At 40.7% G+C, this 22,787-nt stretch carries 33 protein-coding genes and 1 pseudogene; 13 read left to right on the top strand and 21 right to left on the bottom strand.

Annotated features, from left to right (window positions below; all coding sequences use genetic code 11):
- Together ACWIUE_RS10170 and ACWIUE_RS10165 are read left to right on the top strand one after the other, a co-directional pair.
- A complete protein-coding gene (locus ACWIUE_RS10170) occupies positions 1–801 on the top strand; it encodes an ATP-binding cassette domain-containing protein (protein ID WP_454136664.1) in 801 nt (266 codons plus the stop codon).
- Positions 801–1,472, top strand: coding sequence for an ATP-binding cassette domain-containing protein (locus tag ACWIUE_RS10165; protein ID WP_454136641.1), 672 nt, complete (start codon positions 801–803; stop codon positions 1,470–1,472). The genes ACWIUE_RS10170 and ACWIUE_RS10165 overlap by 1 nt, the downstream gene beginning before the upstream one ends.
- 243 nt (positions 1,473–1,715) lie before the next feature.
- On the opposite strand, the gene ACWIUE_RS10160 is transcribed toward ACWIUE_RS10165, so the two are convergent.
- The 11 genes and pseudogenes from ACWIUE_RS10160 to ACWIUE_RS10110 form a co-directional block, all read right to left on the bottom strand.
- On the bottom strand, positions 1,716–2,630 hold the full coding sequence (locus ACWIUE_RS10160) for a hypothetical protein (RefSeq protein WP_454136663.1): 915 nt from the start codon (positions 2,628–2,630) through the stop codon (positions 1,716–1,718).
- Positions 2,616–3,047: pseudogene (locus ACWIUE_RS10155) on the bottom strand (D-alanine--D-alanine ligase); the annotation flags it as partial. The pseudogene ACWIUE_RS10155 and the gene ACWIUE_RS10160, both read right to left, overlap by 15 nt.
- The gene (locus ACWIUE_RS10150) at positions 3,044–4,147 is read right to left on the bottom strand and encodes a glycosyltransferase (RefSeq protein ID WP_454136640.1); all 1,104 of its coding nucleotides are present in this window, start codon (positions 4,145–4,147) and stop codon (positions 3,044–3,046) included. The gene ACWIUE_RS10150 and the pseudogene ACWIUE_RS10155, both read right to left, overlap by 4 nt.
- A gap of 9 nt (positions 4,148–4,156) precedes the next feature.
- The gene (locus ACWIUE_RS10145; protein ID WP_454136638.1) at positions 4,157–5,110 is read right to left on the bottom strand and encodes a hypothetical protein; all 954 of its coding nucleotides are present in this window, start codon (positions 5,108–5,110) and stop codon (positions 4,157–4,159) included.
- An 11-nt stretch (positions 5,111–5,121) separates the two neighbouring features.
- Positions 5,122–6,087 carry a glycosyltransferase family 2 protein gene (locus ACWIUE_RS10140; RefSeq protein ID WP_454136637.1) on the bottom strand — a complete coding sequence of 322 codons (966 nt, stop codon included), beginning with the start codon at positions 6,085–6,087 and terminating at the stop codon, positions 5,122–5,124.
- Between the two features lie 5 nt (positions 6,088–6,092).
- On the bottom strand, positions 6,093–7,331 hold the full coding sequence (locus tag ACWIUE_RS10135; RefSeq protein WP_454136635.1) for a sensor histidine kinase: 1,239 nt from the start codon (positions 7,329–7,331) through the stop codon (positions 6,093–6,095).
- Positions 7,332–7,349: 18 nt separating this feature from the next.
- Positions 7,350–7,538: a hypothetical protein gene (locus ACWIUE_RS10130; RefSeq protein WP_454136634.1), complete on the bottom strand. Its 189-nt coding sequence runs from the start codon at positions 7,536–7,538 to the stop codon at positions 7,350–7,352.
- A complete protein-coding gene (locus ACWIUE_RS10125; protein WP_454136633.1) occupies positions 7,528–8,217 on the bottom strand; it encodes a response regulator transcription factor in 690 nt (229 codons plus the stop codon). The genes ACWIUE_RS10130 and ACWIUE_RS10125 overlap by 11 nt, the downstream gene beginning before the upstream one ends.
- A gap of 3 nt (positions 8,218–8,220) precedes the next feature.
- Complete coding sequence (locus ACWIUE_RS10120) at positions 8,221–8,376, bottom strand: hypothetical protein (protein WP_454136632.1); 156 nt, start codon at positions 8,374–8,376, stop codon at positions 8,221–8,223.
- Positions 8,334–8,789, bottom strand: a complete 456-nt coding sequence (locus ACWIUE_RS10115; protein ID WP_454136631.1) for a DUF1104 domain-containing protein — start codon at positions 8,787–8,789, stop codon at positions 8,334–8,336. Before ACWIUE_RS10115 ends, ACWIUE_RS10120 begins: the two co-directional genes overlap by 43 nt.
- Before the next feature lie 17 nt (positions 8,790–8,806).
- Positions 8,807–9,097, bottom strand: a complete 291-nt coding sequence (locus ACWIUE_RS10110) for a hypothetical protein (RefSeq protein ID WP_454136630.1) — start codon at positions 9,095–9,097, stop codon at positions 8,807–8,809.
- A gap of 4 nt (positions 9,098–9,101) precedes the next feature.
- On the opposite strand from ACWIUE_RS10110, the gene ACWIUE_RS10105 reads away from it, so the two are divergent.
- From ACWIUE_RS10105 to ACWIUE_RS10095, 3 genes are all read left to right on the top strand, one after another.
- Positions 9,102–9,674, top strand: a complete 573-nt coding sequence (locus ACWIUE_RS10105; RefSeq protein WP_454136629.1) for a class I SAM-dependent methyltransferase — start codon at positions 9,102–9,104, stop codon at positions 9,672–9,674.
- A gap of 185 nt (positions 9,675–9,859) precedes the next feature.
- Complete coding sequence (locus tag ACWIUE_RS10100) at positions 9,860–10,060, top strand: hypothetical protein (protein ID WP_454136628.1); 201 nt, start codon at positions 9,860–9,862, stop codon at positions 10,058–10,060.
- A gap of 73 nt (positions 10,061–10,133) precedes the next feature.
- Positions 10,134–11,186, top strand: a complete 1,053-nt coding sequence (locus tag ACWIUE_RS10095) for a flagellar basal body P-ring protein FlgI (RefSeq protein ID WP_454136627.1) — start codon at positions 10,134–10,136, stop codon at positions 11,184–11,186.
- Positions 11,187–11,319: 133 nt separating this feature from the next.
- Here the strand turns inward: ACWIUE_RS10095 and ACWIUE_RS10090 are convergent, their stop codons facing one another.
- Positions 11,320–11,610 carry a hypothetical protein gene (locus ACWIUE_RS10090; RefSeq protein WP_454136626.1) on the bottom strand — a complete coding sequence of 97 codons (291 nt, stop codon included), beginning with the start codon at positions 11,608–11,610 and terminating at the stop codon, positions 11,320–11,322.
- Positions 11,607–12,059, bottom strand: coding sequence for a diacylglycerol kinase (locus tag ACWIUE_RS10085; protein ID WP_454136625.1), 453 nt, complete (start codon positions 12,057–12,059; stop codon positions 11,607–11,609). The genes ACWIUE_RS10090 and ACWIUE_RS10085 overlap by 4 nt, the downstream gene beginning before the upstream one ends.
- A 100-nt stretch (positions 12,060–12,159) precedes the next feature.
- Here ACWIUE_RS10085 and ACWIUE_RS10080 point away from each other — a divergent pair, with 100 nt between their 5' ends.
- The 4 genes from ACWIUE_RS10080 to ACWIUE_RS10065 are packed head-to-tail and all read left to right on the top strand — an operon-like array spanning position 12,160 to position 17,028.
- Positions 12,160–13,749, top strand: a complete 1,590-nt coding sequence (locus ACWIUE_RS10080; RefSeq protein ID WP_454136624.1) for a flagellin A — start codon at positions 12,160–12,162, stop codon at positions 13,747–13,749.
- A gap of 57 nt (positions 13,750–13,806) precedes the next feature.
- Positions 13,807–14,460, top strand: a complete 654-nt coding sequence (locus tag ACWIUE_RS10075; RefSeq protein ID WP_454136623.1) for a 3-methyladenine DNA glycosylase — start codon at positions 13,807–13,809, stop codon at positions 14,458–14,460.
- Entirely contained in the window at positions 14,460–16,016 is a 1,557-nt protein-coding gene (locus tag ACWIUE_RS10070; protein WP_454136622.1) for a M20/M25/M40 family metallo-hydrolase, read from the top strand. Before ACWIUE_RS10075 ends, ACWIUE_RS10070 begins: the two co-directional genes overlap by 1 nt.
- Before the next feature lie 13 nt (positions 16,017–16,029).
- Entirely contained in the window at positions 16,030–17,028 is a 999-nt protein-coding gene (locus tag ACWIUE_RS10065; RefSeq protein ID WP_454136621.1) for an agmatine deiminase family protein, read from the top strand.
- Here the strand turns inward: ACWIUE_RS10065 and ACWIUE_RS10060 are convergent.
- From ACWIUE_RS10060 to ACWIUE_RS10035, 6 genes are all read right to left on the bottom strand, one after another.
- Positions 17,025–17,171 (bottom strand): hypothetical protein, encoded by a 147-nt coding sequence (locus ACWIUE_RS10060; protein WP_454136620.1) that lies wholly within the window; start codon positions 17,169–17,171, stop codon positions 17,025–17,027. The genes ACWIUE_RS10065 and ACWIUE_RS10060 overlap by 4 nt on opposite strands.
- Positions 17,172–17,246: 75 nt before the next feature.
- Positions 17,247–17,663 carry a holo-ACP synthase gene (gene acpS, locus ACWIUE_RS10055; RefSeq protein WP_454136619.1) on the bottom strand — a complete coding sequence of 139 codons (417 nt, stop codon included), beginning with the start codon at positions 17,661–17,663 and terminating at the stop codon, positions 17,247–17,249.
- A 45-nt stretch (positions 17,664–17,708) separates the two neighbouring features.
- Positions 17,709–18,233, bottom strand: coding sequence for a flagellar basal body-associated FliL family protein (locus tag ACWIUE_RS10050; RefSeq protein WP_454136618.1), 525 nt, complete (start codon positions 18,231–18,233; stop codon positions 17,709–17,711).
- 56 nt (positions 18,234–18,289) lie between these two features.
- Complete coding sequence (rsmD, locus tag ACWIUE_RS10045; RefSeq protein ID WP_454136617.1) at positions 18,290–18,958, bottom strand: 16S rRNA (guanine(966)-N(2))-methyltransferase RsmD; 669 nt, start codon at positions 18,956–18,958, stop codon at positions 18,290–18,292.
- 4 nt (positions 18,959–18,962) lie between these two features.
- Complete coding sequence (locus ACWIUE_RS10040; RefSeq protein ID WP_454136616.1) at positions 18,963–19,238, bottom strand: type II toxin-antitoxin system RelE/ParE family toxin; 276 nt, start codon at positions 19,236–19,238, stop codon at positions 18,963–18,965.
- Positions 19,235–19,483 carry a hypothetical protein gene (locus ACWIUE_RS10035; RefSeq protein ID WP_454136615.1) on the bottom strand — a complete coding sequence of 83 codons (249 nt, stop codon included), beginning with the start codon at positions 19,481–19,483 and terminating at the stop codon, positions 19,235–19,237. The genes ACWIUE_RS10040 and ACWIUE_RS10035 overlap by 4 nt, the downstream gene beginning before the upstream one ends.
- 170 nt (positions 19,484–19,653) lie before the next feature.
- Between ACWIUE_RS10035 and ACWIUE_RS10030 the strand changes: the two genes are divergently transcribed.
- From ACWIUE_RS10030 to ACWIUE_RS10020, 3 genes are all read left to right on the top strand, one after another.
- Positions 19,654–19,917 (top strand): hypothetical protein, encoded by a 264-nt coding sequence (locus ACWIUE_RS10030; protein ID WP_454136614.1) that lies wholly within the window; start codon positions 19,654–19,656, stop codon positions 19,915–19,917.
- Between the two features lie 119 nt (positions 19,918–20,036).
- A complete protein-coding gene (locus ACWIUE_RS10025; RefSeq protein WP_454136613.1) occupies positions 20,037–20,288 on the top strand; it encodes a type II toxin-antitoxin system Phd/YefM family antitoxin in 252 nt (83 codons plus the stop codon).
- Entirely contained in the window at positions 20,278–20,565 is a 288-nt protein-coding gene (locus tag ACWIUE_RS10020) for a type II toxin-antitoxin system RelE family toxin (protein ID WP_454136612.1), read from the top strand. The genes ACWIUE_RS10025 and ACWIUE_RS10020 overlap by 11 nt, the downstream gene beginning before the upstream one ends.
- A gap of 16 nt (positions 20,566–20,581) precedes the next feature.
- On the opposite strand, the gene ACWIUE_RS10015 is transcribed toward ACWIUE_RS10020, so the two are convergent.
- Together ACWIUE_RS10015 and ACWIUE_RS10010 are read right to left on the bottom strand one after the other, a co-directional pair.
- Positions 20,582–20,797, bottom strand: a complete 216-nt coding sequence (locus tag ACWIUE_RS10015; RefSeq protein WP_454136611.1) for a hypothetical protein — start codon at positions 20,795–20,797, stop codon at positions 20,582–20,584.
- A complete protein-coding gene (locus tag ACWIUE_RS10010; RefSeq protein WP_454136610.1) occupies positions 20,787–21,446 on the bottom strand; it encodes an FkbM family methyltransferase in 660 nt (219 codons plus the stop codon). The genes ACWIUE_RS10015 and ACWIUE_RS10010 overlap by 11 nt, the downstream gene beginning before the upstream one ends.
- A gap of 140 nt (positions 21,447–21,586) precedes the next feature.
- On the opposite strand from ACWIUE_RS10010, the gene prfB reads away from it, so the two are divergent.
- Complete coding sequence (gene prfB, locus ACWIUE_RS10005) at positions 21,587–22,675, top strand: peptide chain release factor 2 (RefSeq protein ID WP_454136609.1); 1,089 nt, start codon at positions 21,587–21,589, stop codon at positions 22,673–22,675.
- Positions 22,676–22,787 lie beyond the last annotated feature (112 nt).

The raw sequence follows: 22,787 nt of genomic DNA, 5'->3' as shown, positions 1-22,787 counted from the left end.
GTGAAAAATCTTTGCGTGTTTTTAGATGGGCGAAGTTTGCTAAAAAATATTTCATTTGAGCTAGGCGAAAATCGCGCGCTTGGCATTCTTGGCAAAAGTGGCGCGGGTAAAACTCTGCTTTTAAAATCGCTAATTGCGCTGTGTGATTCGCGCTTAAAAATTTGCGCGGAGAGCTTACAAATCGCAAATGATTCACCGCTAAATCATCGCAATTTGCGAAGTTTGCGAAAAAAGGTGGGATTTATTTTTCAAGATGCAAGGGGTAGTTTTCACCCACTGCTAAATATTGGCGAGATTTTTGAAATGCACTTAAAAGAGAATGCTAGATTCGATAAAAATTTGCGTGATAGAAGTTTGCGTGATAGAAGTTTGCGTGGTAAAAATTTATGCGATAAAAAAGAGCGAAAAAATGTCGCATTTGCGTGGTTTAGGCGACTAAATCTAAATGATTGCGAGTTGCTTTGGCATTCGTTTGCCCATCAATTAAGCGCGGGGATTGCGATGCGGGTGCAAATCGCTTTGGCGTTGAGCTTGGGGGCGGAGATTTTGCTGTGTGATGAAATCACAAGTGCGCTAGATTCGGCGAATGTGAAAAATATCGCGGATATTTTTAAGGCGTTAAAGGGCGAAAAAACGCTTATTTTGGTATCGCACGATGTGGAGTTCGTGGAGCTTTTAAGCGATGAAATTATCGTGCTTGAAAATGGCGCGGTGGCTGAAAATAGCGGTGTGGCGGACTTTTTTAGCACGCCAAAAAGTGAGTATGGCAAAGAGATTTTGCAACTCTATAAAGGCAAGTAATGCTTCTAAAAGTGCGCAATTTAGGCAAATCTTACCGATTCAAACGGCACTTGTATTTAAAAAGCGAGAAGCGAAGCATTTTTGAAAATGTAAATTTTGATTTAGAATGTGGCAAAAATCTTATAATTTGTGGCGAGAGTGGCAGCGGCAAAAGCACTCTTGCTAAAATCATCGCAATGCTTGAATCGCCAAGCTGTGGCGAAATTTTCTTTGAAGAAAAGAGCATTTTGGGATTAGACTTTGAGTCGCAAAGAAAGTTACGGCAGAAAATTTCTTATGTTTTTCAAGAGCAAAAACTCGCCTTAAATCCGCAAAGAAAAATCAAAGATTTGCTTTGCGTGTGCGAAAATTTTGGCTTTGCGAGTGATTTTGATAAGGCAAATGAGATGTTTGGCGCATTTGAGCTAGATTCAGCGATAATGGAGCGCAAGGCACGCGAGATTAGCACCGGACAAGCGCAAAGAGTGGGGCTAATTCGCTCAATGCTCTTAAATCCAAAAGTGCTGATTTTAGATGAGCTTACCGCCCCGCTTGATTTGAGTATCGCTAAAAAGATTCTGCGATTTTTAGCGCAGTGGCAAGGGCAAAATGCGATAAGTTATATTTTTATCACGCACACACCGCAACTTTTTGGCGAATTTGACGGAGAAATGCTTGTGATGGGAGATTGATATAATTGATTTATAAAATGCTATAATGCGCTTTGAGGTTGCCTTAGAGAGACGCAACCTCCCTAAGGTAGCCTTAATCCACACAAAAGGAGGTTAAGGCTATGAAAAGCAAGATTTCTCTGAAAATCTTGGTAGCGATTATACTAGTATTTTTCTTGCTAGTCAATAGGTGCTACTAAGATAAGCCGAGCCACTAGATTCCAAGCGACTAGTGGCAGTCTTGCTTGCCTCTCTAGCTTGGGATTATTTCCCCTTTTGTGCTTGGATTTTGGAGATGTATTGATATTTTATTTTGATTTTTTGTGATTGTGGTAAATTTTGCGCGAGATTCTGCACCACAGCGTTAAAATCATCAAATAAATAATGCGCCATTGAGCCGGGGATGGGATTTATCTCATTTAGATAAATTTCATTTTGTAGCATAAAAAAATCACAGCGAATTATCGCCCCCTCAAAGCAATTTTTATAAATCGCCTTAAAATTTTCCTTAATTTTCTCCGCCATTTCCGCACTCAAATCCGCCTCTTTTTTCTTTGCGCCATCGCCTTGAAAATCCAAGTATTTGTCCTCAAATGCGAAGAATTCATCCTTTTTGACTTCCTCAATTATAGAGAAAACAAACTCGCCATTTATCTTACACCCCGCCAAGTTAAACTCCCTAATATGCGGGAAAAACGCCTCAATTATCACGCGACTATCAAACTCAAAGGCAGAATCTAGCGCGTAAGAGAAATCATCCATCGTTTTTGCCACCGCAATGCCTATCGAACTCCCCAAATGCGCGGGTTTGATAATGCAGGGGAAAGTCGCAGAATCTGCGCTAAATTTCGCAGAATCTAATAGAGATTTTTCGCTTTCGCTCAAAATGACAGGCGGATTTTTCGCAGAATCTACGGAAGATTCTGCAATTTTCGCAGAATCTGCCTCCGTCTTGTCATTGCGAGGCAAATTTTGATTTGCCGAAGCAATCCACGAATCTGTTTTATGGATATTTGCTTCGCTTTGTTCACAAATTTTGTGGATTGCCACACTCGCTTCGCTCGTTCGCAATGACGGACAATTCGCTAGATTTTGCGATTTCGCGCTAGATTCTGCGATTTTTGCAGAATCTGCCAAAGTTTTATTAGATTCTGCGATTTTATAGTCCAAAACCTTCACGCCAAGCGATTTTGCGTAAAGTTTTGTGAGTTCCTTGCTGAAACTTATCGCACTTGCTTCGATTCGCGGACCGATAAATGGGATTTCATAAAAGTCCAAAATCCCCGCAATCTGCCCATCCTCGCCACTTTTTCCGTGTATGAGATTTACCACCACCCCACGCAGAATCTCGCTTTTAAACAGCGATTTTTTCGCAAATCCGCCCTTTGTAAAACTCAACTTTGCGTCATTTTTATACGCGCCACTGCTGAAATGCGTTGATTTCATCGCATTTTGCGGGATTAGAAACGCTTCATTTTCCGCATCGATAAACACAAAATGCGAAATATTTCGCAACTCTTTTTTTAGCGTAATCGCGCTCACCACGCTTATCTCGTGCTCGAAACTCGCCCCACCAAATAAGACTATAAAATTCATCTCTCTCCCCCTACTTTTTTGTAAAGTGCGATTATTTCATCTATCATTTTTTCTAGCGTGAAGCACTGCAAATACCGCCTCTGCGCACCTTCGCTAAATTTTTTATAATCGCTCATAATTCGCAAAACCGCATCCGCAATCGCCCTCCCATCGCCAAGCGGGACGACTACGCCACTCTCTCCGTCCTTATTCACCCACGGGACGCCACTGCCTTTGATATTTGTCGAAATTACGGGCATTTTGCAACTCATCGCTTCGATTTGCACCACGCCAAATGCCTCGCTGCGGTTGATTGAGGGCAAAACAAAAATGCTATTTGTGTTGTAATGATAGATTCTGCACCGATTGTCAATCTCGCCTAAAAGCGTGATTTGCCTCTCTAAATCTAACTCTTTTATCAAACCCTCCAAACTCTCTTTTTTGTCCCCGCCACCGGCGATAAATAAATGAAATTCGGGCAAAAACTTCATCGCTTCAATCAAATATTCAAACCCCTTGTAATGCACCATCCGCCCAAGCGCAAAAATGCTCTTTTTCTCAAAACTCGCCTTTGCATCATAAATATCGCTTCTAAACGATGAATGCGTCCCAATAGGAATTGCGACAACTTTATGTGAAAATCTCTGCAAAAGTGGCGAATACTCGATATATTTGGGACTTGTGGCGATGATTTTATCCGCTCTTTTTAGCAAAGCATTTTGCAAGGGCGCATAGAGTTTTAGCAAAATTTTTTGACGCACAATGTCGCTGTGCCAATGGATTATGACTTTTTTGCCTTTGTGATTTGCCAAAAATAGCGCGAGATTTGCCATCGGGTCAGGCAAATGCAGGTGGATAATGTCATAATTTGCGATGATTTTGCGGAGTTTGAAAATCATCTGCGGTGCGATGGCAGTGGAGGCAATTTTACCAAAACTCGCACAGCGCATAATTTTCGCCCCACAATGCAGAATCTGCTCGCTGTATTTTGGTTTTGAATTACTGCAAAGCACATCGCAGGTGATTTTTCGATTATTTAGCGAGATTGTAATATCGCTCATAATCGTCTCAATCCCGCCAATATCGGGCGGAAAAAACTTCCCTAATTGTAAAACTCTCAAATCGCCCCTTTATCTCGCGCAATCTTGCAAAATCCGCAGAATCTGCGGATACTCCGCCAAAACTCCGCGCATTTGCCTATCATTTCCGCCATTCATATTGTGCTGCCAAAGTGCTGGATTATTCGCAGAATTCGTAAATGCCGCTCCATCGCCCATTAGTGGCGGACTTACACAAGCAATCTTTGTGCCTTTTATTACCGCCATCGCCCACAACCAAATGTCATCCGCCTTTGGGGCGAGGTTCATAAACTTTTTTTCATCGCAAACATCGCAATGAAGCGAGTTTGGCGGGTAGAAAACGCCCCCGCACCCCTCCAAAAATATATCAAATCGTGGGCGATTTTGCCACTTTTTATTGCGTTTGCGAATGATTTTCCACTCAAAAAAATCATCAATTTTTGTCGCAGAAAACGGCACAATGCGCGATTTATGCGCCCAAATCGCACTTTTATCGCTCAAATGCGCGCGCCAAAGCGTCTCAAAAGTTTTTTTATCATAATAAATATCATCATCGATTGTGATAATATTTTCATTTGGAAACGCCCGTAAAATAGGGATAATCTTATTATATTGACGCAGATTCTGCGCAACCCACATTATTTCTAATCCATATTTTTGAAATTCTAACACCTCTTGTGGGATTTTGGCGTTTGCTTCATCAAACTCTGCCTTGCTTAAAACCAAAATCACTTTTTTTGCCGCGAGATTCTGCGAAAAGATGGAATGCAAAGCATATTTTAAAATCCCAATTCGCGCAGGAAAAGTCGTAAGAGAGGCGATAAAATCGCCCTTTGGCGTGTCATTTTTTAAAGGCATTTTAAAAAGCATTTCTAACTCCGCAGAATCTAACTCATAATCACGCGAAAAAAATCGCAGAATCTTTGCCTTCAATCTCGTTTTCCCAAGCACTGCGTGGAAAATCGCCTTTAAGATAATTTTTATTTTCAACTTTACGCCACTCAATTTTGCAACCTTTACAACCTTTTTTTGCCAAATGATAGCACATAAATCGCCAATTTTACCGCAATCTGCCACCTCGCGACAAATCTAAAACTTCGCAAACTATATTTTATGTATGGCGCAGAATCTCCCGCACTTTGGGGCAAAAATCGCTTTGAGTAGCAAATAAAATAATCCATCAAATTTTGCAAATTTTTTAGTGCCTTGCTAAAATAAATATTCCCCGCTAACTCCGCATCCTGCGCTAAAATCGGCAAATTATCGCGCAAAAATTCCCTATTTTCCACCTGCTTTAAAATCGCGCCACTTTCATCGCTTTTTAAAAGCGAGTGGGGATTTTGCGTGTAAAAATATAAGGCAGATTCTGCGCTAATGCTCTTTTTTGCAAGCGCGCAAAGCACCAAAAACAGCGCAGAATCTTCACTCGCAACCAAATGGCGATTTATAAAATTTAGTTTGCCAAACGCGCTACGCACGAGATTTGTGCTGTATAACTTCCCACACGCAATCAAAAATCCACACTTAAAATCTCTCACAAAAATCTGCCCCAAAATCTCGTCATTTTCTAGCGTTTGCATTTGCAACTTTGGAAGCGAAGCAAATTTTGGCAAAGGCACAAGCGAAATGCCAAAATGCACCATATCCGCGCTATTTTCACGCGCTTTTTTATACGCAGAATCTAGCGCATTTTCACTCAAAAAATCATCCGCATCCAAAAATGTAATAAACTCGCCTTTTGCCTTTAATGCGCCACTTTTCCGCGCTAAAAATGTGCCAAGATTTTGCGCGTGTGAGACAATCTTTATCCGTGCGTCATTTTTGGCGAAATTTTGGGCGATTTGTAGCGTTAAATCCGTGCTTTTATCATCTACCAAAATGATTTCAATTTCTTTTAGATTTTGCGTTATACAAGATTTTAGGCAGGTGTGTAGGTGTTTTTGTGCGTTAAATGCGGGAATAACGATTGATACTTTTGGCAAATGCACTAAATTGCCTTTTTAAATTCTGCGAATTTTAGAGTGAATCTATTGCTATTTTCGCCGCTCTCCACGCTGATTGCTATGCCGTATTCATCGCAGATTTTTTTTACCAAACTAAGTCCTATGCCAAAGCCACCCGTATCCGTGCCAAACCGCGCATATCTATCAAAAATTTTGGCTTTATTTTCGCTCTTTATCAAATCTCCACTATTTTCAATGCTAAATGTGCCATTTTCAAGCGCAATAGCGATGAATCCGCCTTTTTTGTTGTATTTAATCGCATTGCTGATTAGATTGTCAAAGAGCGAATTTAGCGTGTTTTGCTCGGCGTTTATGTAAGATTCGCGCAAATTTAGGCGAATCTCTAAATTTTTTTGATTAAAAAATGGCGTAAAAAATTCTAATCGCTCACGCAAAATCGCCTCCAAATTTATTTGCTCTTTTTGCGTGTGGCGGGGAAAATTATACGCCACAAGCGAATTATAAATAGAGTTTAATTGCAAAGAGGCAAATTTGATTCGCTCAATCTTTTTGCGCTCATTTGGGGTGAAATTGTCCGTTTTTAGCGTCTCAATACTCATCAAAATCACGCTTAAAGGCGTATTTATTTCGTGGGTTGAATCTTTGATAAATGCGTCTAGCGCGGCGATGTATTCATTTAGCGGTTTTAAAAAAAGATGCACCAAAATAGTCGCCACCGCACCCATCGCCACAAATACCGCTAGCAAAGCGAATCCTAGCTTTAACCTCATCGCCAAAATCTCATCATCAGCGTTGTCTCTCTCCAAAAAAATCTTGTAATGCGAACGCCTATATCCGCGCCCATCGCGGACTTCATCGCCCATCTCGCCACGCATTTGCCATTGTCCGCGCTCATTTTGCGGAGGCATAAGCGGATTTACGATGATTTTATCCTCAAATCGATAAAAGCCATCGCGCAATTCACGGGGATTTGGGTTGCGGGAGAGATTTGAAAATAGCAAATTATTTCGCCTATCATAAATCGCAAATGGTATCGGTGTGCGCGCCTTTATGTCCTCTAATGCGATTTCCCAAATGTAGCTACGGCGCAACACATCAAGGATATAAAACGAAGTGTCGCGAAGCTCTGCCATTTGCTTATAAACGATATTTTGCGTCATTTTGACATTTAGAAAATAAAAGCCGATGCAAAGAAAAACCGCGCTTGTGCCAAGATAAAGGGCTAAAATCTTTATGATGGTTTTTTTTGAATCTCTAAACATTTATGTGCCTTGTGTTTGTTAGATTTTGCGAATCGCAGAATCTAAACAAACAATCGAAGTAATTGCGGTATTGCTTTGCGTTATTTTGACACGAAATGAGCGAGATAGAACTGATGGGTTCATTGAGCGAAATTTTGTGCCAAAACAACGCAAATGAATACCCAAGAACAAATTGCCACCAAAGCGCGTTAAAATTTTATAAAACATAACAATATCCACTCCCTTGTAGATTTAAGATTTTTTCTTTTCCTAAAATCTTTCGCAGATTTTTTATATACGCACGGAGGCTCATTTCGCTTGGGTTTTGATTATAATCCCACAGCTCTTCAAAAATCGCATCCACGCTCACATAAGATGGCGCATTTTTTAGCAAAATATTTAAAAGCATATTTTCCTTTTTTGTCAGTGCGATAGGGCTTAAATCCTTATACAAAACCTTTGAAATCATATCAAATTTAAAGCCATCGCCCAAAGGCAAAAAATCCTCATTTTTATGCGAAAATGTCCGTTTGAGTAGCGTTTGGATTCGCAATTTTAGCTCTGTCAGCTCAAATGGCTTTCGCAAAAAATCATCGCAACCCACGCCATATCCCTCTTTCAAATCGCCGATACTTGATAGCGAAGTGATAAAAATGCAAGGCGTGGTTTTATCCGCCTCACGCAGTGCTTTTAGCACGGCAAATCCGGGCGAATCGTTTGCTTCAAAATCTCCCAAAGGCACTTTCACATCTAAAAGCCAAATGTCAAAGGGCTTTTCATACGCCAAATCAAGTGCTTCACTTGCGCTCACGCAGTGGGCGACTTCAAAGCCCTCTTCCTCCAAAAACTCACAAAGTATTTCGCTCAACACAAAATCATCTTCTAAAAGCAAAATTTTCGCGCTCATTTTTTACCCAAATCCTAAAATTTTTGTGATATTTTTTGGCGAATCTACGGCGAATCGCAAAATCGCCAAAAAATATACGCTAGATTCTACCACGAATCTAGCATAAAATCTAACAATTATTTCGCAGGTGGTGCGGGAGGATTGCAGTTTGCACCACAATTTCCACGCCCTTGTCCTTTGCCTTTATTATATTCACCCTTTGCACTTTTTGCACCTTTTGTGCCTTTTGCGCCCTTGCTACCTTTATCAAAAGGTGGATTGCCAAAACCGCCACAAGCTTTCCCGCCACGCGCACCTGCAAGAGATTGCTTATAAGCGCGAATGTCTTTCATTTTCATATTGTCAAAGACTTTTTGCTCGTTTGCGTGAAATTTTTCCCTAAACTCCCGCGCTTCCTTGCCTGTCATCTCATCTACGCGCTTTTCAATCTCAGCAAAATAGTCCTTTGCTTCCTCTGCTTTGATTTTCCCAGCCAAATTTAGCAAATCCGCATTGCTACTTTTGCTAAAATCCGCCGCGAAAAGCGCACCACTAGCGATAGTTACCGCCAAAATACTACTCAAAACTTTCATAATTTGCTCCTTACAAATCAAAATTTGCGGGATTTTTGGAGTTTTTTAAAGTCGGCATTCCAAAAAGCCAAAGCGCCAAAAATCCCGAAGCAAAATGTTAGAGTGAAATTGTGAAATGATTGTGAAATAAGAGAGATTCTGCGAATTTTGCTTGATTCGCAGAATCTGCCAAAATCTCCCGCGCGAGATTCTGCGATTTTTGCGAGATTCTGCGATATTATTAAGATTCTGCGATTTTTGCGAGATTCTGCGAATTTATAAGATTCACGATATAATTGCGCCTTTATTTTCACAAAAATCAAGGGCAAATTTATGTTTTTACTAAATTACATTCGCCACCCAAAAACCACAGGCGCGATTATGCAAAGCTCCAAAGCCCTAGCACAGGTAATCACAGAGGGCGCAAATTTGGAGTGCGCTAAAAATATCATCGAAATTGGCGCGGGTAGTGGGGCATTTACAAAAGAAATATTGCGAAAAAAGTCCCCAAATGCGAAGTTTTTCGCCGTAGAAATCAATCCAAACTTCGCGCGGGAGCTAAAAGGCAAATTCCCAACGCTTGATATTGCGCTAGGCTCGGCAAAAGATTTGAGTGCGATGATGGAGATGCGCGATATGGAGAGTGCGGATGTTATCATAAGTGGCATTCCGTGGTCGTTTTTGAATGTAAGAGAGCAAAGCGTAATGCTAAAAAGTGTCTATGGCGCGCTATCGCAGGGCGGTTATTTTAATACATTTGCCTACCACTCGCCACTGCCAAGCGCGAAAGTCTTTAAACGCAAACTTTACAAGACTTTTGGCGAAGTGCGAAAAAGCAAAAGTGTGGTGCTAAATATCCCCCCTGCGTTTGTGTATATTTGTAAGAAATTGTGCGATAAACTATGATAAAATAGCGATTTTCATTTTAAATTTGGAGTGTAAATATGTGTAACGCAAATCGGGGGGGCAGAATAGAAATCCGCAGAATCTAGCACAAAATCCGCAGAATCTAAATCTTTCGCAAAATCCAAATTCTGCAAATTTTAATCCAAGCACAAATCCCACAAATCCCCCGCAAATCATTTTAATTTTTGCATATTTTTTGTTTGCCACTGCTATTTTTAGCAGAATCTATCAGTATATTTTTCACAATGCAAAATCGTGTGATAAATCTTGGATTTTGGCAAGTCATTATCCAAACGATGATTTTGAGGGCATTTGCGCTAAAAGATAAAAATGCGAAGTTTGAGAAAGCAAAAAGCGGGTGGGGAGTGATTTTTGGGCGATTTTAGCGCAGATTCTGCCCCACGCACTCACGGAATATCATTTGCTTGATTTATGCAAATTTCACACAAGGATTGAGTTTTGCGAGTAATTTTTGCATTATTTTTATTGCTTGATTTTGCGCTGTGTGCGAAAATAAAGGATATTAGTAGCGTTGTGGGCGTGAGGGAAAATGAACTCACAGGATACGGACTGATTATCGGGCTAAATGGCACGGGCGATAAAGGCTCAAAATTCACAATGCAGGGCATTTCAAATATGTTAGAAGGGATGAATATCAAAGTCTCGCCAAATGATATCAAATCCAAAAATGTCGCCGCAGTGATTGTAAGTGCGAAACTTCCGCCATTTGCGCGTTCTGGCGATAAAATCGATGTTTTTGTCTCATCTATCGGCGATGCGAAGTCTTTGGCAGGTGGGACGCTCGTGCTTACGCCACTTAGCGCGATTGATGGGAATATTTACGCCATCGCGCAGGGCAATATTTCAATTAGCGCAAATGCGCCAAGTGCGACTATTCAAAATGCCGCAATCATCGAGCGGGAGCTAGTTTATGACATTTATAACAAGCAAAATGCCCTGCTGAGTTTAAAAACAGCGGATTTTAAAAACGCCTTTAATATCCAAGAGCGCATAAACGCGCATTTTGGCGATAATCTCGCCACCGCAAAAGACCCGCGCACAATCGCGCTAAACAAACCGCAAAATATGGGAATGGTGGAGTTTCTCTCCATCATAGGCGAGATTGAGGTGAATTACAGCAAGGGCGACAAAATCATCATCGATGAGGCAAACGGCACAATCATCACGGGCAAGGAAATCACAATTCAACCAATCACCATAAGTTACGGCGATATAACAATCGAAATCGCAGAATCTAGCATTAGCGTGGGAAATACGGCGCATAAAAACACAGAATCTAGCGTTATTGACGCAGAATCTAGCGAAAAAATTAGCGCAGAATCTCGCACGAAAATCGCAGAATCTAAATCCGCAGAATCTGCAAAATTACCCACGATTTCATCCCTCGTCCGTGCTTTGCAAACTATCGGGACGGACTCGCAAAATATCATCGCGATTTTAAACGCAATTAAAAAAAGTGGCGCAATTAGCGTCCATATCGAGACAATTTAGATTCTGCGAATAAAATAAATTTCGCAGAATCTTACTTCAAAACTCGCAGAATCTCGCACGAAAATCGCAGAATCTAACAAAAATCAGCGCAGAATCTCGCACGAAAATCGCAGAATCTAAATCCGCAGAATCCCTATCTCGCGTTTTCTGCACATTGTCGTTTGCAAGATTCAGCGGAGGGGGTGTTTTTGCCGTAGCTTTTATTGCAATTTTGCATACAGCCTTTTGTTTTCACCGCATTACACATTCCGCGACTTCGCTCACAGCTTTGGAGGCAGTCTGCGCGGGACTTTCCGCTTTGCGTGCATTTGTTTAGGCAGATACTATAAACTTCATTGCAATCACTTGAAGTAAATCCAAAAGTCGCTTTTTTCTCGCAACCCACAATAAAAACCGCGATAAAAATCGCCAAAAATATTTTCATAACAAAAACCTTTCAATTAGATAAAATCCCCACACACCCGCCATAAACGCACACGCGATAAATTGCATTGCGCTTCCCATATCTTTGGCATTTTTGGCAAATGGGTGGATTTCTAGCCCCGCAAAATCGATGGCATTTTCAATCGCCGAGTTCGCTAACTCCGCCAAAATGGCAATTACGCAGGGCAAAATCAAAAGCACTTTTTCGCTAAAAGATTCGCCCAAAAATGCGCCAAGCGGGATTAAAATCGCCGAAACTAGCACAATTTGGCGAAATGCTTCTTCTTCGCAAAATGCCGTTTTTAGTCCGCTTATTGAATAAAAAAATGCGTTGTAAATGCGCTTAAACCCACGCTTGCCCTTTTTGGCATTGCGAGATTTGGCAAGATTCGTAGAATCTAGATTCTGCGAATTTATGCGAGATTCTGCGCTAAATTTATGCTTTTTCACAAATATTCTCCAAAATTTATTTAAAACAAATCCTAAAAATTCGATTTGAATTCTACCTAAGATAAGGACATCTTAGCAAATATTTAAAAAGGAGTTTAAAATGGCTTTTCAGGTCAATACTAACATAAATGCGATGAACTCGCATGTGCAGGCTACTCTCACTCAGCGACTTATGAAAGACTCGCTAGAAAAATTGAGTTCAGGATTACGGATTAACAAGGCGGCAGATGATGCTTCGGGTATGACGATTGCGGACTCGCTTCGCTCACAAGCGAATTCTTTGGGTCAGGCGATTCGTAACACCAATGATGCGATGGGCATTATCCAAATCGCGGACAAAGCGATGGATGAGCAAATCAAAATTTTGGATACCATCAAAACAAAGGCAACGCAAGCAGCGCAAGATGGGCAGACTACTGAATCTCGTCAAGCGATTCAAGCGGATATTATTCGTTTGATTCAAGGGCTAGATTATATCGGTAATACGACTACATTTAACGGACAGGCGTTACTTTCAGGGCAATACACAAATAAAGAATTCCAAGTGGGTGCGTATTCAAATCAAAGCATTAAAGCTTCGATTGGCTCAACTACAAGCGATAAAATCGGTCAAGTGCGCCTAAAAACAGGCAAAATGATTGAGGAATCATTGGATGCGAAAATCGTTCTAAAATCAGTTGATGGTGTGAATGATTTCAGCTTTGAGAGTGTGAAAATATCGCACTCTGCGGGCACAGGGATTGGCGTTTTGGCGGAGATTATCAATAAAAGCTCCGATAAAACAGGCATTAAGGCGACTTGGAATGTGATTTCGACATCGGATACTGCGATTATTTCAGGGAGCTTGATGAATGTCTCAATCAATGGAATGCTTATTGGCAATATCACAGGGATTAAGGCAAATGACAGCGATGGACGCCTAGTGCAGTCAATCAACAAAGTCACAAGCGACACAGGCGTGGAAGCGTATGTCGATGCGGATGGACGATTAAACTTGCGAAGTATCGATGGGCGCGGGATTCGCTTCTCTGCGAATGACGATGGCGCAAACGATGATATGGCAATCGAAGAAATGAATGGCGGACAAAGTATCGATGGCGACCCATTTGAAGCGGATGAAGGTTCGCTAAACTATGGGCGACTAACGCTAATTAGAACCGATGCGAAAGATATTGTCGTGGCGAGTGCGGAGGACCCGGATGACTTGATGTTTGAGGATATTGGATTTTATGAGGATGTGGAGGAAACTGCGCAAACTACGATAAATTTGCGCGATGTTTTGGGCGTGTTTAATAAAGATGTCCGCTCCGCAGCTGGATTAAACTACAATAATTTTTGGGTTAAGCAGTCTGAGGAAGCATTCGATAATGGCAAACCGCTAATTGTCGGCGCAGGTGTAACCACGCTAAAAGGCGCGATGCTCGTGATGGATATCGCAGAATCTGCTACAAAACAGCTTGACAAAGTGCGCTCGGATTTAGGTTCAGTGCAAGGGCAAATGATTAGCACGGTGAATAATATCTCCGTAACGCAAGTAAATGTCCAAGCCGCAGAATCTCAAATCCGCGAAGTGGATTTCGCAGCGGAGAGCTCGACATTTAGCAAGCTAAATATTTTGACACAAAGCGGAAGCTACGCGATGAGTCAGGCAAATGCAATTCAGCAAAATATTTTGCGATTGCTTAACTGATGCTTTTGGTGCTGGAAAGTTCGCTCAGCGCGGACTTTCACGCGCCATTTTTAAAAAATGCAAAACTTACAAAATTCTTTTGATTTACTAGCCTTTCTTAAAGCGCAAAATTTGCTAGATAACGCACCTCCTTTGTGGTGGAAAAATGCTAGGACTTTTGAAGTCGTAGTAGGCGCGATTCTTACGCAAAATACAAATTGGAAAAATGTGGAATCATCTTTGGAATCTTTGGCGCGTTTGGATTTGCTAGGGCTTGAATCACTTGCAAATTGCGATTTGATTATCTTGCAAAATGCGATAAAAACAAGTGGATTTTTTCGGCAAAAGTCGATTCGACTCCAAAATCTAGCGCAAAATATTTTAAATGACTTTGGCGACTTTGAAGGATTCGCGGAAAATGTCTCGCGGGAGTGGCTACTAAATCAAAAGGGCGTGGGGAAAGAGAGCGCGGATTCAATCCTAAACTATGCCTGTGGGCGCGAAATAATGGTGTGCGATAAATACACGCAACGACTTTTAGGCGAATATGGCTTTGAATTTTACGAGTATGATGATATTGCGGACTTTTTAATGCGCGGAATTGTGGAAAATTACGGGCGCGTGGTTTTGCTTTATGAGCGCGAAATACCGCTATATGAAGTCTATGCGCGCTTTCACGGCAAAATCGTGGAATATAGCAAGGTGCATAAAGTAAAAAAGCTGGAATTTTGATGGGCGAACAATTACAAAAAATCCTAGAAATTTTTTATAAAATTTGTGAAATCCCGCACCCAAGCGGACAAACGCAAAATCTTGCAAAATTTATCATTGATTTTTTAACGAAATGCGATTGCAAGATTCAAACTGACAGCGCGGGAAATATCCACGCATTCAAAGGCAAACCGCACATAATCTTTCAAGCGCATTACGATATGGTGCTAGTGGGGGACAAAATCGCGCCCTTTGTGGAAAATGGCTTTTTAAAATCCCGCGATTCATCGCTTGGCGCGGACAATGGAATAGCCGTTGCCTTGCTTTTGCATTTTGCCAAAACGCGGACAAATATCGAAATTTTGCTGACAAATGATGAGGAAATAGGAATGATTGGCGCGAACAATATCACGCTTCAAGCGCACTCCAAAACGATGATAAATTTGGATAGCGAATGCGTGAATGAAATCTGCGTGGGTTGCGCGGGAGGCTTTGATGCGGATATTTCTTTTGGTGCGTTTATGCGCGAATCTGTGCCTTTTTCGTCATTGCAAGATTCGGCTATGCTAAATCGAAACAATCCAAAAAATCCCACATTTTACGAACTCACAGCGCAAAATTTTCGCGGAGGACATAGCGGAATCGACATTGACAAAAATATCCCAAATGCCATTGTGGAGCTACTTTGGAGGCTTGAATCGCTACGCGAAATGGGAGAATTTGAGATTTTAGAAATCAGCGGAGGGGAGGCAAGAAATGCTATCCCCATAAACGCAAGGGCAGTAATTGCGACTAGCAATTCGTCTCTTACGCAATCTTTGCGGGAGCTTGAAAAATTCTCATTCGATAGGCTCACAGCCTTATCTCAATCGAATTTTTCTGCGCAACCCACAAAACAAGGCGAAGCCGAAGTTTCTTTATCCAATCTCGCGCAAGATACTAGAATTGCAAACGATTTAGACAATTCGCCTTTACTAGATTCTGCGTTTTACGCAGAATCTAAAATAAATCCGTCATTGCGAGGCGATTCGATAGAATCGCCGAAGCAATCCACGCCCCATATCGCCCTAAAAAAGCTAAAAAATTTCACGCCACAAAATCCCCTGCCTAGCACCATTATCCCGCATTTGTTGCGTTTGCATAACGGCATTTATGAGATGAGCGCACAGGGCGTTACTTCTAGCCTAAATTTTTCGCTTATTAGCGATGAGTGCCTTAAAATTATGGTTCGCGCAAATAGCGATGAATTTTTGCACCGCCACAAATCGCGCTTAAAATCGCTCTTTGGCGAAAATGTCGCTTTTAGTGGCTTTTATAGTGCGTGGGAGCGCGAATCTAATGGAGACTCGCCTATTTTGGCGCAGTTGCAAACGCTCTACAAAAAGCACAAAATCGCCCATAAAATCGTGCAGATTCACGCGGGGTTAGAGTGTGGCATTTTAAAGCAAAAGTGCGCGTTGCACGAGGTTATCTCAATCGGTCCTACGATTTTGCACCCACATTCTAAAAATGAAGCGTTAGATTTGGATAGCGTGTGGAAAATTTATGATATTTTATGCGATTTGATACCAACATAAAAAGGGGGTTAAAATGAAATATTTTGTGCCAGAGTGGGAGCGACAGAGTGCCACAATCATCGCAATGCCACACATTGATAGCGATTGGCGTCCGTATTTGCGTGAAATTCAGAGCAAAATGTGTGAGATTATCACGCAAATTGCGCACTTTCAGCCTGTCATAGTTTTGTATAAATACGAAAGCGATATTAGCAAAATAAAAAAGCAAAAAAATTGTATTTTTTTGCAAATTGTGCTAAATGATTCGTGGTGTAGGGATTTTGCGCCACTTAGCATTAAAAAAAATGGAAAGTTAATTTTAAATGACTTTATTTTTAATGCGTGGGGCGCGAAATATCCATCAAATTTGGATAATTTAGCAGGGGCAAAAATCTTTGAAAAATTGCAAAAAATGGGCTTTTTTGGCAAAAATCTTATAAAATTTAAGCAAAAAAATTTCATTTTAGAGGGCGGTAGCGTTGAGACAAACGGCGAAACTTTGCTAACTACCACGCACTGCCTTATTTCGCCTAATCGCAATCGCCTAAATCAAACGCAAATCACAAAAAAACTAAAAAAATATTTGGGCACAAAGCGCGTCATTTGGATTGAAAATGGCGAACTTTTAGGCGATGATACGGATTCGCATATCGATAATTTGGCGCGATTTGTGGATAAAAAAACGATTGTTTATGTGAAGTGCTATGATAAAAATGATGCGCATTTTGGGGCGTTAAGCGCGATGGAGGTAGAGCTAAAACAAAAATGCGCGGATTTTAAGCTAGTGCCACTGCCTTTGCCAAAGGCGATTTTTTACGATAGGCAAAGACTTTCAGCGAGTTATGCGAATTTTATTTTTGCAAATGGTGCGATTTTTGTGCCGACATTTGGGGATAAAAAAAATGACAAAATAGCACTTGAAATATTCAAAAAACTTGTAAAAAATAGGGCGATTATCCCCATAGATTCGCGCATTCTCATTCGTCAAGGTGGCGGGATTCATTGCGCTACGATGAATTTAATGCGAATTTAATGCGATAAATCGCAAGATTCTGCCGTAGATTCTGCGAATTTCACGCAAGATTCTGCGGTAGATTCTGCGATTTTCACGCAAGATTCTGCGGTAGATTCTGCGATTTTCACACTAGATTCTGCGGTAGATTCTGCGATTTTCACACTAGATTCTGCGAATCGCAGAATCTGCCTTTATAATTTTATAGATTCTGCGTTTTATCTCAAAATTCGCAGAATCTAGCATTTTTTTATCATCACAAAGGCGACTGCATATCCACCTTGCGAATCGCCACGCAGTCCCCTTTCGTGCGAGATTGAGAGATGAATTTTCTTAATGCCAAATCTTTTTTTTGCGCGTTTGCTTAGCTTTGCTTTGGGTGCGCCTTGAAAATCTTTGCTTAAAATTATGTCTTTAAATGTGAGATTTTTGCTGATTCCACAGCGCAGTGCCTTTGCAATCGCCTCTTTTGCGGCATAAAATCCTGCGATTCGCTCGACATTAAAGCAACTTAAATCGCCAAAATCGCTAGATTTGCGCCCCTTAACGCATAAATCTATCTCGCTTTGACATAAAAAATTTTTCAAAAAACTTATATTATATTTTTTTAAAAGTCGCTCAATGCGATTTATGGCGACTATATCTACGCCTACCACGCGATAGATTCCCTAACTCACAAAGCCAAAACGCCATAAATCACGCTATTGAATCGCCATATCAGAGATAAACACATTGCGAATCTTGCCATCGACAAGGTTTTCATTAAGCCGTTGCACGATTTCCTCTTTCATCTTGTCCTTGCCCCGCGTGGTGCTTATGTCCTCAGGCGATTTGGAGGACAAAATGCCGATGATTATATCGCGCACAAGCGCGCGTTTGGCGTTTAGCTCATTTTCTAAATTCGCCGTAGTCATCTCCAACCCTATGCTGATTTTCAAATATCGCCTACCGCCCTGTGAGAGCAGATTTACGATAAATTGGTCAAGCTGAAAAATCGGTCCGATTCGCAGATATCGCGCATTTGTCTCGCCCATCACATTGCTTGTCTGCGTTTGCTGTGGTGCGTTGCTGTTTCCTGCCACTGCCTGTGCGCTTTCCTCTGGTGTCTGCGTCAAAAACATAAATGCCACCACAAGTCCCGCGATTAGTAGCAATAAAACTACGATGATTATAACGATGATTTTACCCTTGCCACCGCCACTTGGCTGTTGTTGTTCCTCTGCCATTTTTACTCCATTTTTGTAAATTTTTATATTAAATTCTACCGCGAATCAAGCAAAAATTATGCCACAAAATAATAGCTAATGCTCGTTTTGCCAAATTTCTTGTATTTTTGGCGTGGGAGATTCGCAATCAAATCAGGCATTTGAAACGCAGAATTATGCTCAAAAATTAGCATTTGATTCGCTAGATTTGGCGGATTTGTGTGCGAATTTACCAAATCTAAAAGCGCAAAAATCTTTTTATAAAACTCGCCATTTTCCCCAAATGGTGGGTCAAAATAAAAAATCGCATTTGTGTATTTGCGCATAATCTCGCCCAAAACTGCGAAACAATCCACATTTTGCGCCGTTATTTTATCGCGCAAATTTTGCGAATCGCCACGCGAATCTTCAAAAGTTTTATCAAAAAGCGCGATATTTTTTTGCAAAATCCCAAAACTTTGCGCATCTTTTTCCAAAAAAATCACACGCAAAGCCCCACGCGACAACGCCTCAAAGCCCATAGAGCCATATCCTGCGAAGCATTCCACAAAAATTTTGCCACGCAAAAAAGGCGCAATCGTATTAAAGACAGATTCGCGCACAATCGCCTTTGTCGGGCGCGTGTGTGGCAAAATTGTCGCATTTAAAACCTTGCCCTTAAACCGCCCAGATATTATTTTAATGGTGTGGATTTTGATAGTGCAAATCTTGGGGATTTTGGCAGAATCTAGCGCATTTTTTTGCATAAAATTATTTCTTAAAAAGTTCGCTGTGAGTGCCTATGTCAAGGCAATATAAAATCAATTTATCATCTTGTTTTTGGTAGATTAAAAGCAAGTTTGGCTTTATGTGGCATTCGTGGTAGCCTTTGTAGTCGCCTTTTAGCGCGTGGTCGTGGTATTTTGGCTCTAACGATTCGCCGTTAGCTAGTCGCATTGAGACTTTGCTAAATAATTCTTGTTCTTGTGGCGTTAGCTTTTTAAAGGATTTTTTGAATGATTCGGCAAGTTCTATGGTATATTTCATTTGCTATCGCTTTGCAAATATTTCATCATCTCGCTATGAGTGCTAAACTTAATCGTATCGCCATTTTCCACTTCGCGTATCGCCTCCAAAAGCCTATCGTTAGGCTCGAATCTATAATCGTGCGCCTTGCAAATGGGGCATTCATCATCGCTTGATTCGGCGGTAAGATTCGCATTCATTTTTTTAGCAAACTCCCTAAATGCTGGGACATATTCTTCTTTGACATTTTCGATAATTAGCGTCATTTCACGCCTCCCAAAAATAAAATTTTTCGCATTATAGCGCAAAATTTGGGGCAGAATCTTATGCAAAATAGCAAAAAATATAAAAATTTCTCCAAATTGCTATTGACAAACGGGGGGGGGGGATTTATTATAATTGCGTTTTTATATTTCAAAAATAAAAAGGAGAAAAGATGAAGTTTGTAAAGGAGTTTATTTTAAACTATGGGCGTAAGATAATTGATATATCATTTTTGTTGTCATTTGTGGTGGCTACTATTGCTTTTTTTATATTGGCAGTAGGTTACAATATTATATCTGCAATCTTTATTTTTATATGTGCGATTGTAGCGATAATCGCCCTATTTTACACAATTTATGTTTTTATAGACATTAGAGATAAGCTAGAACATATTGGGAATAATCTCAAAGAAATCAACGAAAAGCTTGCCAAATAGCATTTTACGCGAATCGCGCATTTTGATTGACATAAAATTAGATTCGTAATTTTTGACAAAAAAGACTTTTTTTAGTATTATTTTTGGGTTTAAATCTTAAAAGCAAAAGGAATCTCATTATGCAAGTCGTTCGCGCACCACTTAGTGCAAGTATCAGCGAGTTAAAAAAATCGCCCACAGATATTATCAACAAAGCGGGGAATAGGGCTGTTAGCATTCTTAATCACAATGTCCCAACCGCCTACATTGTCCCGCCAAAGCTATATAATCAAATGCTTGATATTATCGATGAATACGAGTTAAGCAAGGAAGTAGCACTAGCAAAAAAATCCAAACAAAAGCCCATAAAAGTAAATCTAAATGAGCTATGAGTTAGAATTTTTGCCAAAGGCGTTAAAAGAGTGGCAAAAGTTAGATTTGGGCATAAAAGAGCAGTTTAAAAAGAAATTGGCACAGCGTTTGGCAAATCCCAAAGTGCCAAAGGATAAGTTGCGCGATTTTGAGAATGTGTATAAAATCAAGCTAAAATCACTTGGATATAGACTTGCCTATGAAGTCATCGATGAGCGATTGGTGGTGCTTGTGCTTGTGGTAGGCAAAAGAGAAAATAACGCAGTGTATGATGAGATTGCGAAGCGATTCAAATGACTCTTGCAAGAGCAACTTATTCTCGCACCGCCACGAAATTTGTAGTGGTAAATTGCTCATAAATCTCTTTGTATGTGTGAATCTTATATAAAGCCCCATTGGGCAAAATGCGATAGAGCTGCATTTTTTGCTCTTTGAAAAAATACCAAAAATCTTGAAAAAATGTCCTTGTATCGATATTGCACCAGCCAAATTCAAATGTCGCAATGTCGATAGCATTTTTAGCAAACATTTCTTTTGCGCCCTGCAAAATATCTAGTTCGTGTCCTTCTATGTCCATATTTTAGCAAGTGAATGTGTGAAATATTGCGCTCTTTGCAATACTCATCAAGCGTTATGATTTTGACTTTCTCGCTTTCTTTAAAATCGATATTAAAATGCTCTAATATTCGCTTGGTAAGCGAAGCCAAACCAGAGCCTTTTGCGTTATAATGCAAAGTTGCAGTGGCATTTTTCGCACCTAACCCAAAATTATTTAGCGTAATATTTTTATGCTGTGCGTAATTTTTATAATAAAAATCTTGTAGCATTTTAAAAGTATGAATTGAAGGCTCAAAGCAGTGAATTTGTGCCGAATCTAACACGGATTCGGTTTGCCCCCCCCTTGATAAGTTTCCATTATTTAGAGATTTTATGATTAAATCCAAATATTTGCCGACATTCGCGCCCACATCAAAAATGCAATATGGCGACTTTGATTGTTTTAATAGCACAAAAACACCCTCTTCGCCACTTGATTCGACCCCACCACCAGAGCCTATGCCTATTTTGCAAAATGCGCTATGGATTAGATTTTCCAAAAAATCAACTTCTTTTGATGAATCTATGCGGATTTTGCGAAATGCGCGTTTTACGAGTTTTTTTATAGATTTTATTGCCAATCATTGTAAGTCCTTTGTCTTAAATTTTGCAAAATAATAGCAATAAAATTATAAAATTTTGCTTTAATGATTGCGAACTATTTTTAGATTCACGCTCAAATTTTGTGTATAATTTCGCAAAAAATTTTTAAGGTTTTATCGTGGATTCTTACGAGTATGGGGAGCTTTTAAAGGCTTTGAAAATCAAAGTTGAAAATATCGCAAAGATTATCAATGTCGATGAAAAAAGGGCGGATTTAGCACGAATTGCAGAGCAGGAAAACGCGCCAAATTTTTGGAATGATGCCGAAAATGTCGCGCAAATCGGCAAGGAAAAACGCGCCATAGAGCGAATCTTGCAGATTTATGAAAACGCGCTAAATGCGCTAAATGACAGCGATGAGCTTTTCGCCCTTGCCACCGCAGAAAACGACAGCGCGTTGCTAGAAAATCTCTTTGCCGAATCGCGTGATTTGGAGCACAAAATCAAGCAAATTGAGATTGAGATAATGTTAAGCGACAAAAACGACAGCGCGAACGCAATTGTAAGCATTCAGCCCGGCGCAGGCGGGACAGAATCGCAGGATTGGGCGAGTATGCTTTATCGAATGTATTTGCGCTGGTGTGAGCGCAGGGGCTATAAAGTCGAGCTTTTGGACTATCAAGATGGCGAAGAGGCGGGGATTAAGGGTGCGAGTTTTCTTATAAAGGGCGAAAATGCCTATGGCTACGCGAAAAGTGAAAATGGGATTCATCGCTTGGTGCGAATCAGCCCCTTTGATGCGAACAAAAAGCGACATACAAGCTTTGCAAGTGTGCAAGTTAGCCCCGAAGTCGATGATGACATTCAAATTGAGATTGAAGAAAAGGACATACGAATCGATACTTATCGCGCAAGTGGCGCAGGTGGGCAGCATATCAATAAAACGGAGAGTGCGATTCGCATTACGCATTTTCCCACAGGACTAGTCGTGCAGTGCCAAAATGATAGAAGTCAGCACAAAAACAAAGCCACCGCGCTAAAAATGCTAAAATCGCGCCTTTATGATTTGGAGCTAAAAAAGCAAAATAGCGATGTGCCCGAAAAAAGCGAAATCGGCTGGGGGCATCAAATCCGCTCGTATGTGTTTGCGCCTTATCAGCAAGTCAAAGATTTGCGTAGCAATATTGCGTATAGCAATGTGGAGGCGGTGATGGATGGGGATATTGATGAGATTATCGAAGGCGTTTTGGTGGCAGAGCGAAGTTAGATTCTGCGAAAAATTAAGCAGATTCTGCGATTTTTGTGCGAAATCGCAGAATCTAAACATTTCCCCAAAAAGCACGAAGTTTTAGAAATTTTTGCTAAAATCGCGCTTTTAT

Source organism: Helicobacter sp. 23-1045, from assembly GCF_053654655.1.
The sequence above is the reverse complement of the archived record's forward strand: the minus strand, read 5'-3'. Positions and strand labels throughout refer to the sequence as shown.

Bases quoted from the DNA above. Each gene is read 5' to 3' on its own strand.
- ACWIUE_RS10165 (WP_454136641.1), top strand. From the start codon at position 801: ATGCTTCTAAAAGTGCGCAATTTAGGCAAATCTTACCGATTCAAACGG.
- ACWIUE_RS10135 (WP_454136635.1), bottom strand. From the start codon at position 7,331: ATGTTTAGAGATTCAAAAAAAACCATCATAAAGATTTTAGCCCTTTAT.
- ACWIUE_RS10130 (WP_454136634.1), bottom strand. From the start codon at position 7,538: ATGTTTTATAAAATTTTAACGCGCTTTGGTGGCAATTTGTTCTTGGGT.
- ACWIUE_RS10125 (WP_454136633.1), bottom strand. From the start codon at position 8,217: ATGAGCGCGAAAATTTTGCTTTTAGAAGATGATTTTGTGTTGAGCGAA.
- ACWIUE_RS10115 (WP_454136631.1), bottom strand. From the start codon at position 8,789: ATGAAAGTTTTGAGTAGTATTTTGGCGGTAACTATCGCTAGTGGTGCG.
- ACWIUE_RS10105 (WP_454136629.1), top strand. From the start codon at position 9,102: ATGTTTTTACTAAATTACATTCGCCACCCAAAAACCACAGGCGCGATT.
- ACWIUE_RS10090 (WP_454136626.1), bottom strand. From the start codon at position 11,610: ATGAAAATATTTTTGGCGATTTTTATCGCGGTTTTTATTGTGGGTTGC.
- ACWIUE_RS10080 (WP_454136624.1), top strand. From the start codon at position 12,160: ATGGCTTTTCAGGTCAATACTAACATAAATGCGATGAACTCGCATGTG.
- ACWIUE_RS10075 (WP_454136623.1), top strand. From the start codon at position 13,807: ATGCAAAACTTACAAAATTCTTTTGATTTACTAGCCTTTCTTAAAGCG.
- ACWIUE_RS10070 (WP_454136622.1), top strand. From the start codon at position 14,460: ATGGGCGAACAATTACAAAAAATCCTAGAAATTTTTTATAAAATTTGT.
- ACWIUE_RS10065 (WP_454136621.1), top strand. From the start codon at position 16,030: ATGAAATATTTTGTGCCAGAGTGGGAGCGACAGAGTGCCACAATCATC.
- ACWIUE_RS10050 (WP_454136618.1), bottom strand. From the start codon at position 18,233: ATGGCAGAGGAACAACAACAGCCAAGTGGCGGTGGCAAGGGTAAAATC.
- rsmD (WP_454136617.1), bottom strand. From the start codon at position 18,958: ATGCAAAAAAATGCGCTAGATTCTGCCAAAATCCCCAAGATTTGCACT.
- ACWIUE_RS10040 (WP_454136616.1), bottom strand. From the start codon at position 19,238: ATGAAATATACCATAGAACTTGCCGAATCATTCAAAAAATCCTTTAAA.
- ACWIUE_RS10035 (WP_454136615.1), bottom strand. From the start codon at position 19,483: ATGACGCTAATTATCGAAAATGTCAAAGAAGAATATGTCCCAGCATTT.
- ACWIUE_RS10030 (WP_454136614.1), top strand. From the start codon at position 19,654: ATGAAGTTTGTAAAGGAGTTTATTTTAAACTATGGGCGTAAGATAATT.
- ACWIUE_RS10025 (WP_454136613.1), top strand. From the start codon at position 20,037: ATGCAAGTCGTTCGCGCACCACTTAGTGCAAGTATCAGCGAGTTAAAA.
- ACWIUE_RS10020 (WP_454136612.1), top strand. From the start codon at position 20,278: ATGAGCTATGAGTTAGAATTTTTGCCAAAGGCGTTAAAAGAGTGGCAA.
- ACWIUE_RS10015 (WP_454136611.1), bottom strand. From the start codon at position 20,797: ATGTTTGCTAAAAATGCTATCGACATTGCGACATTTGAATTTGGCTGG.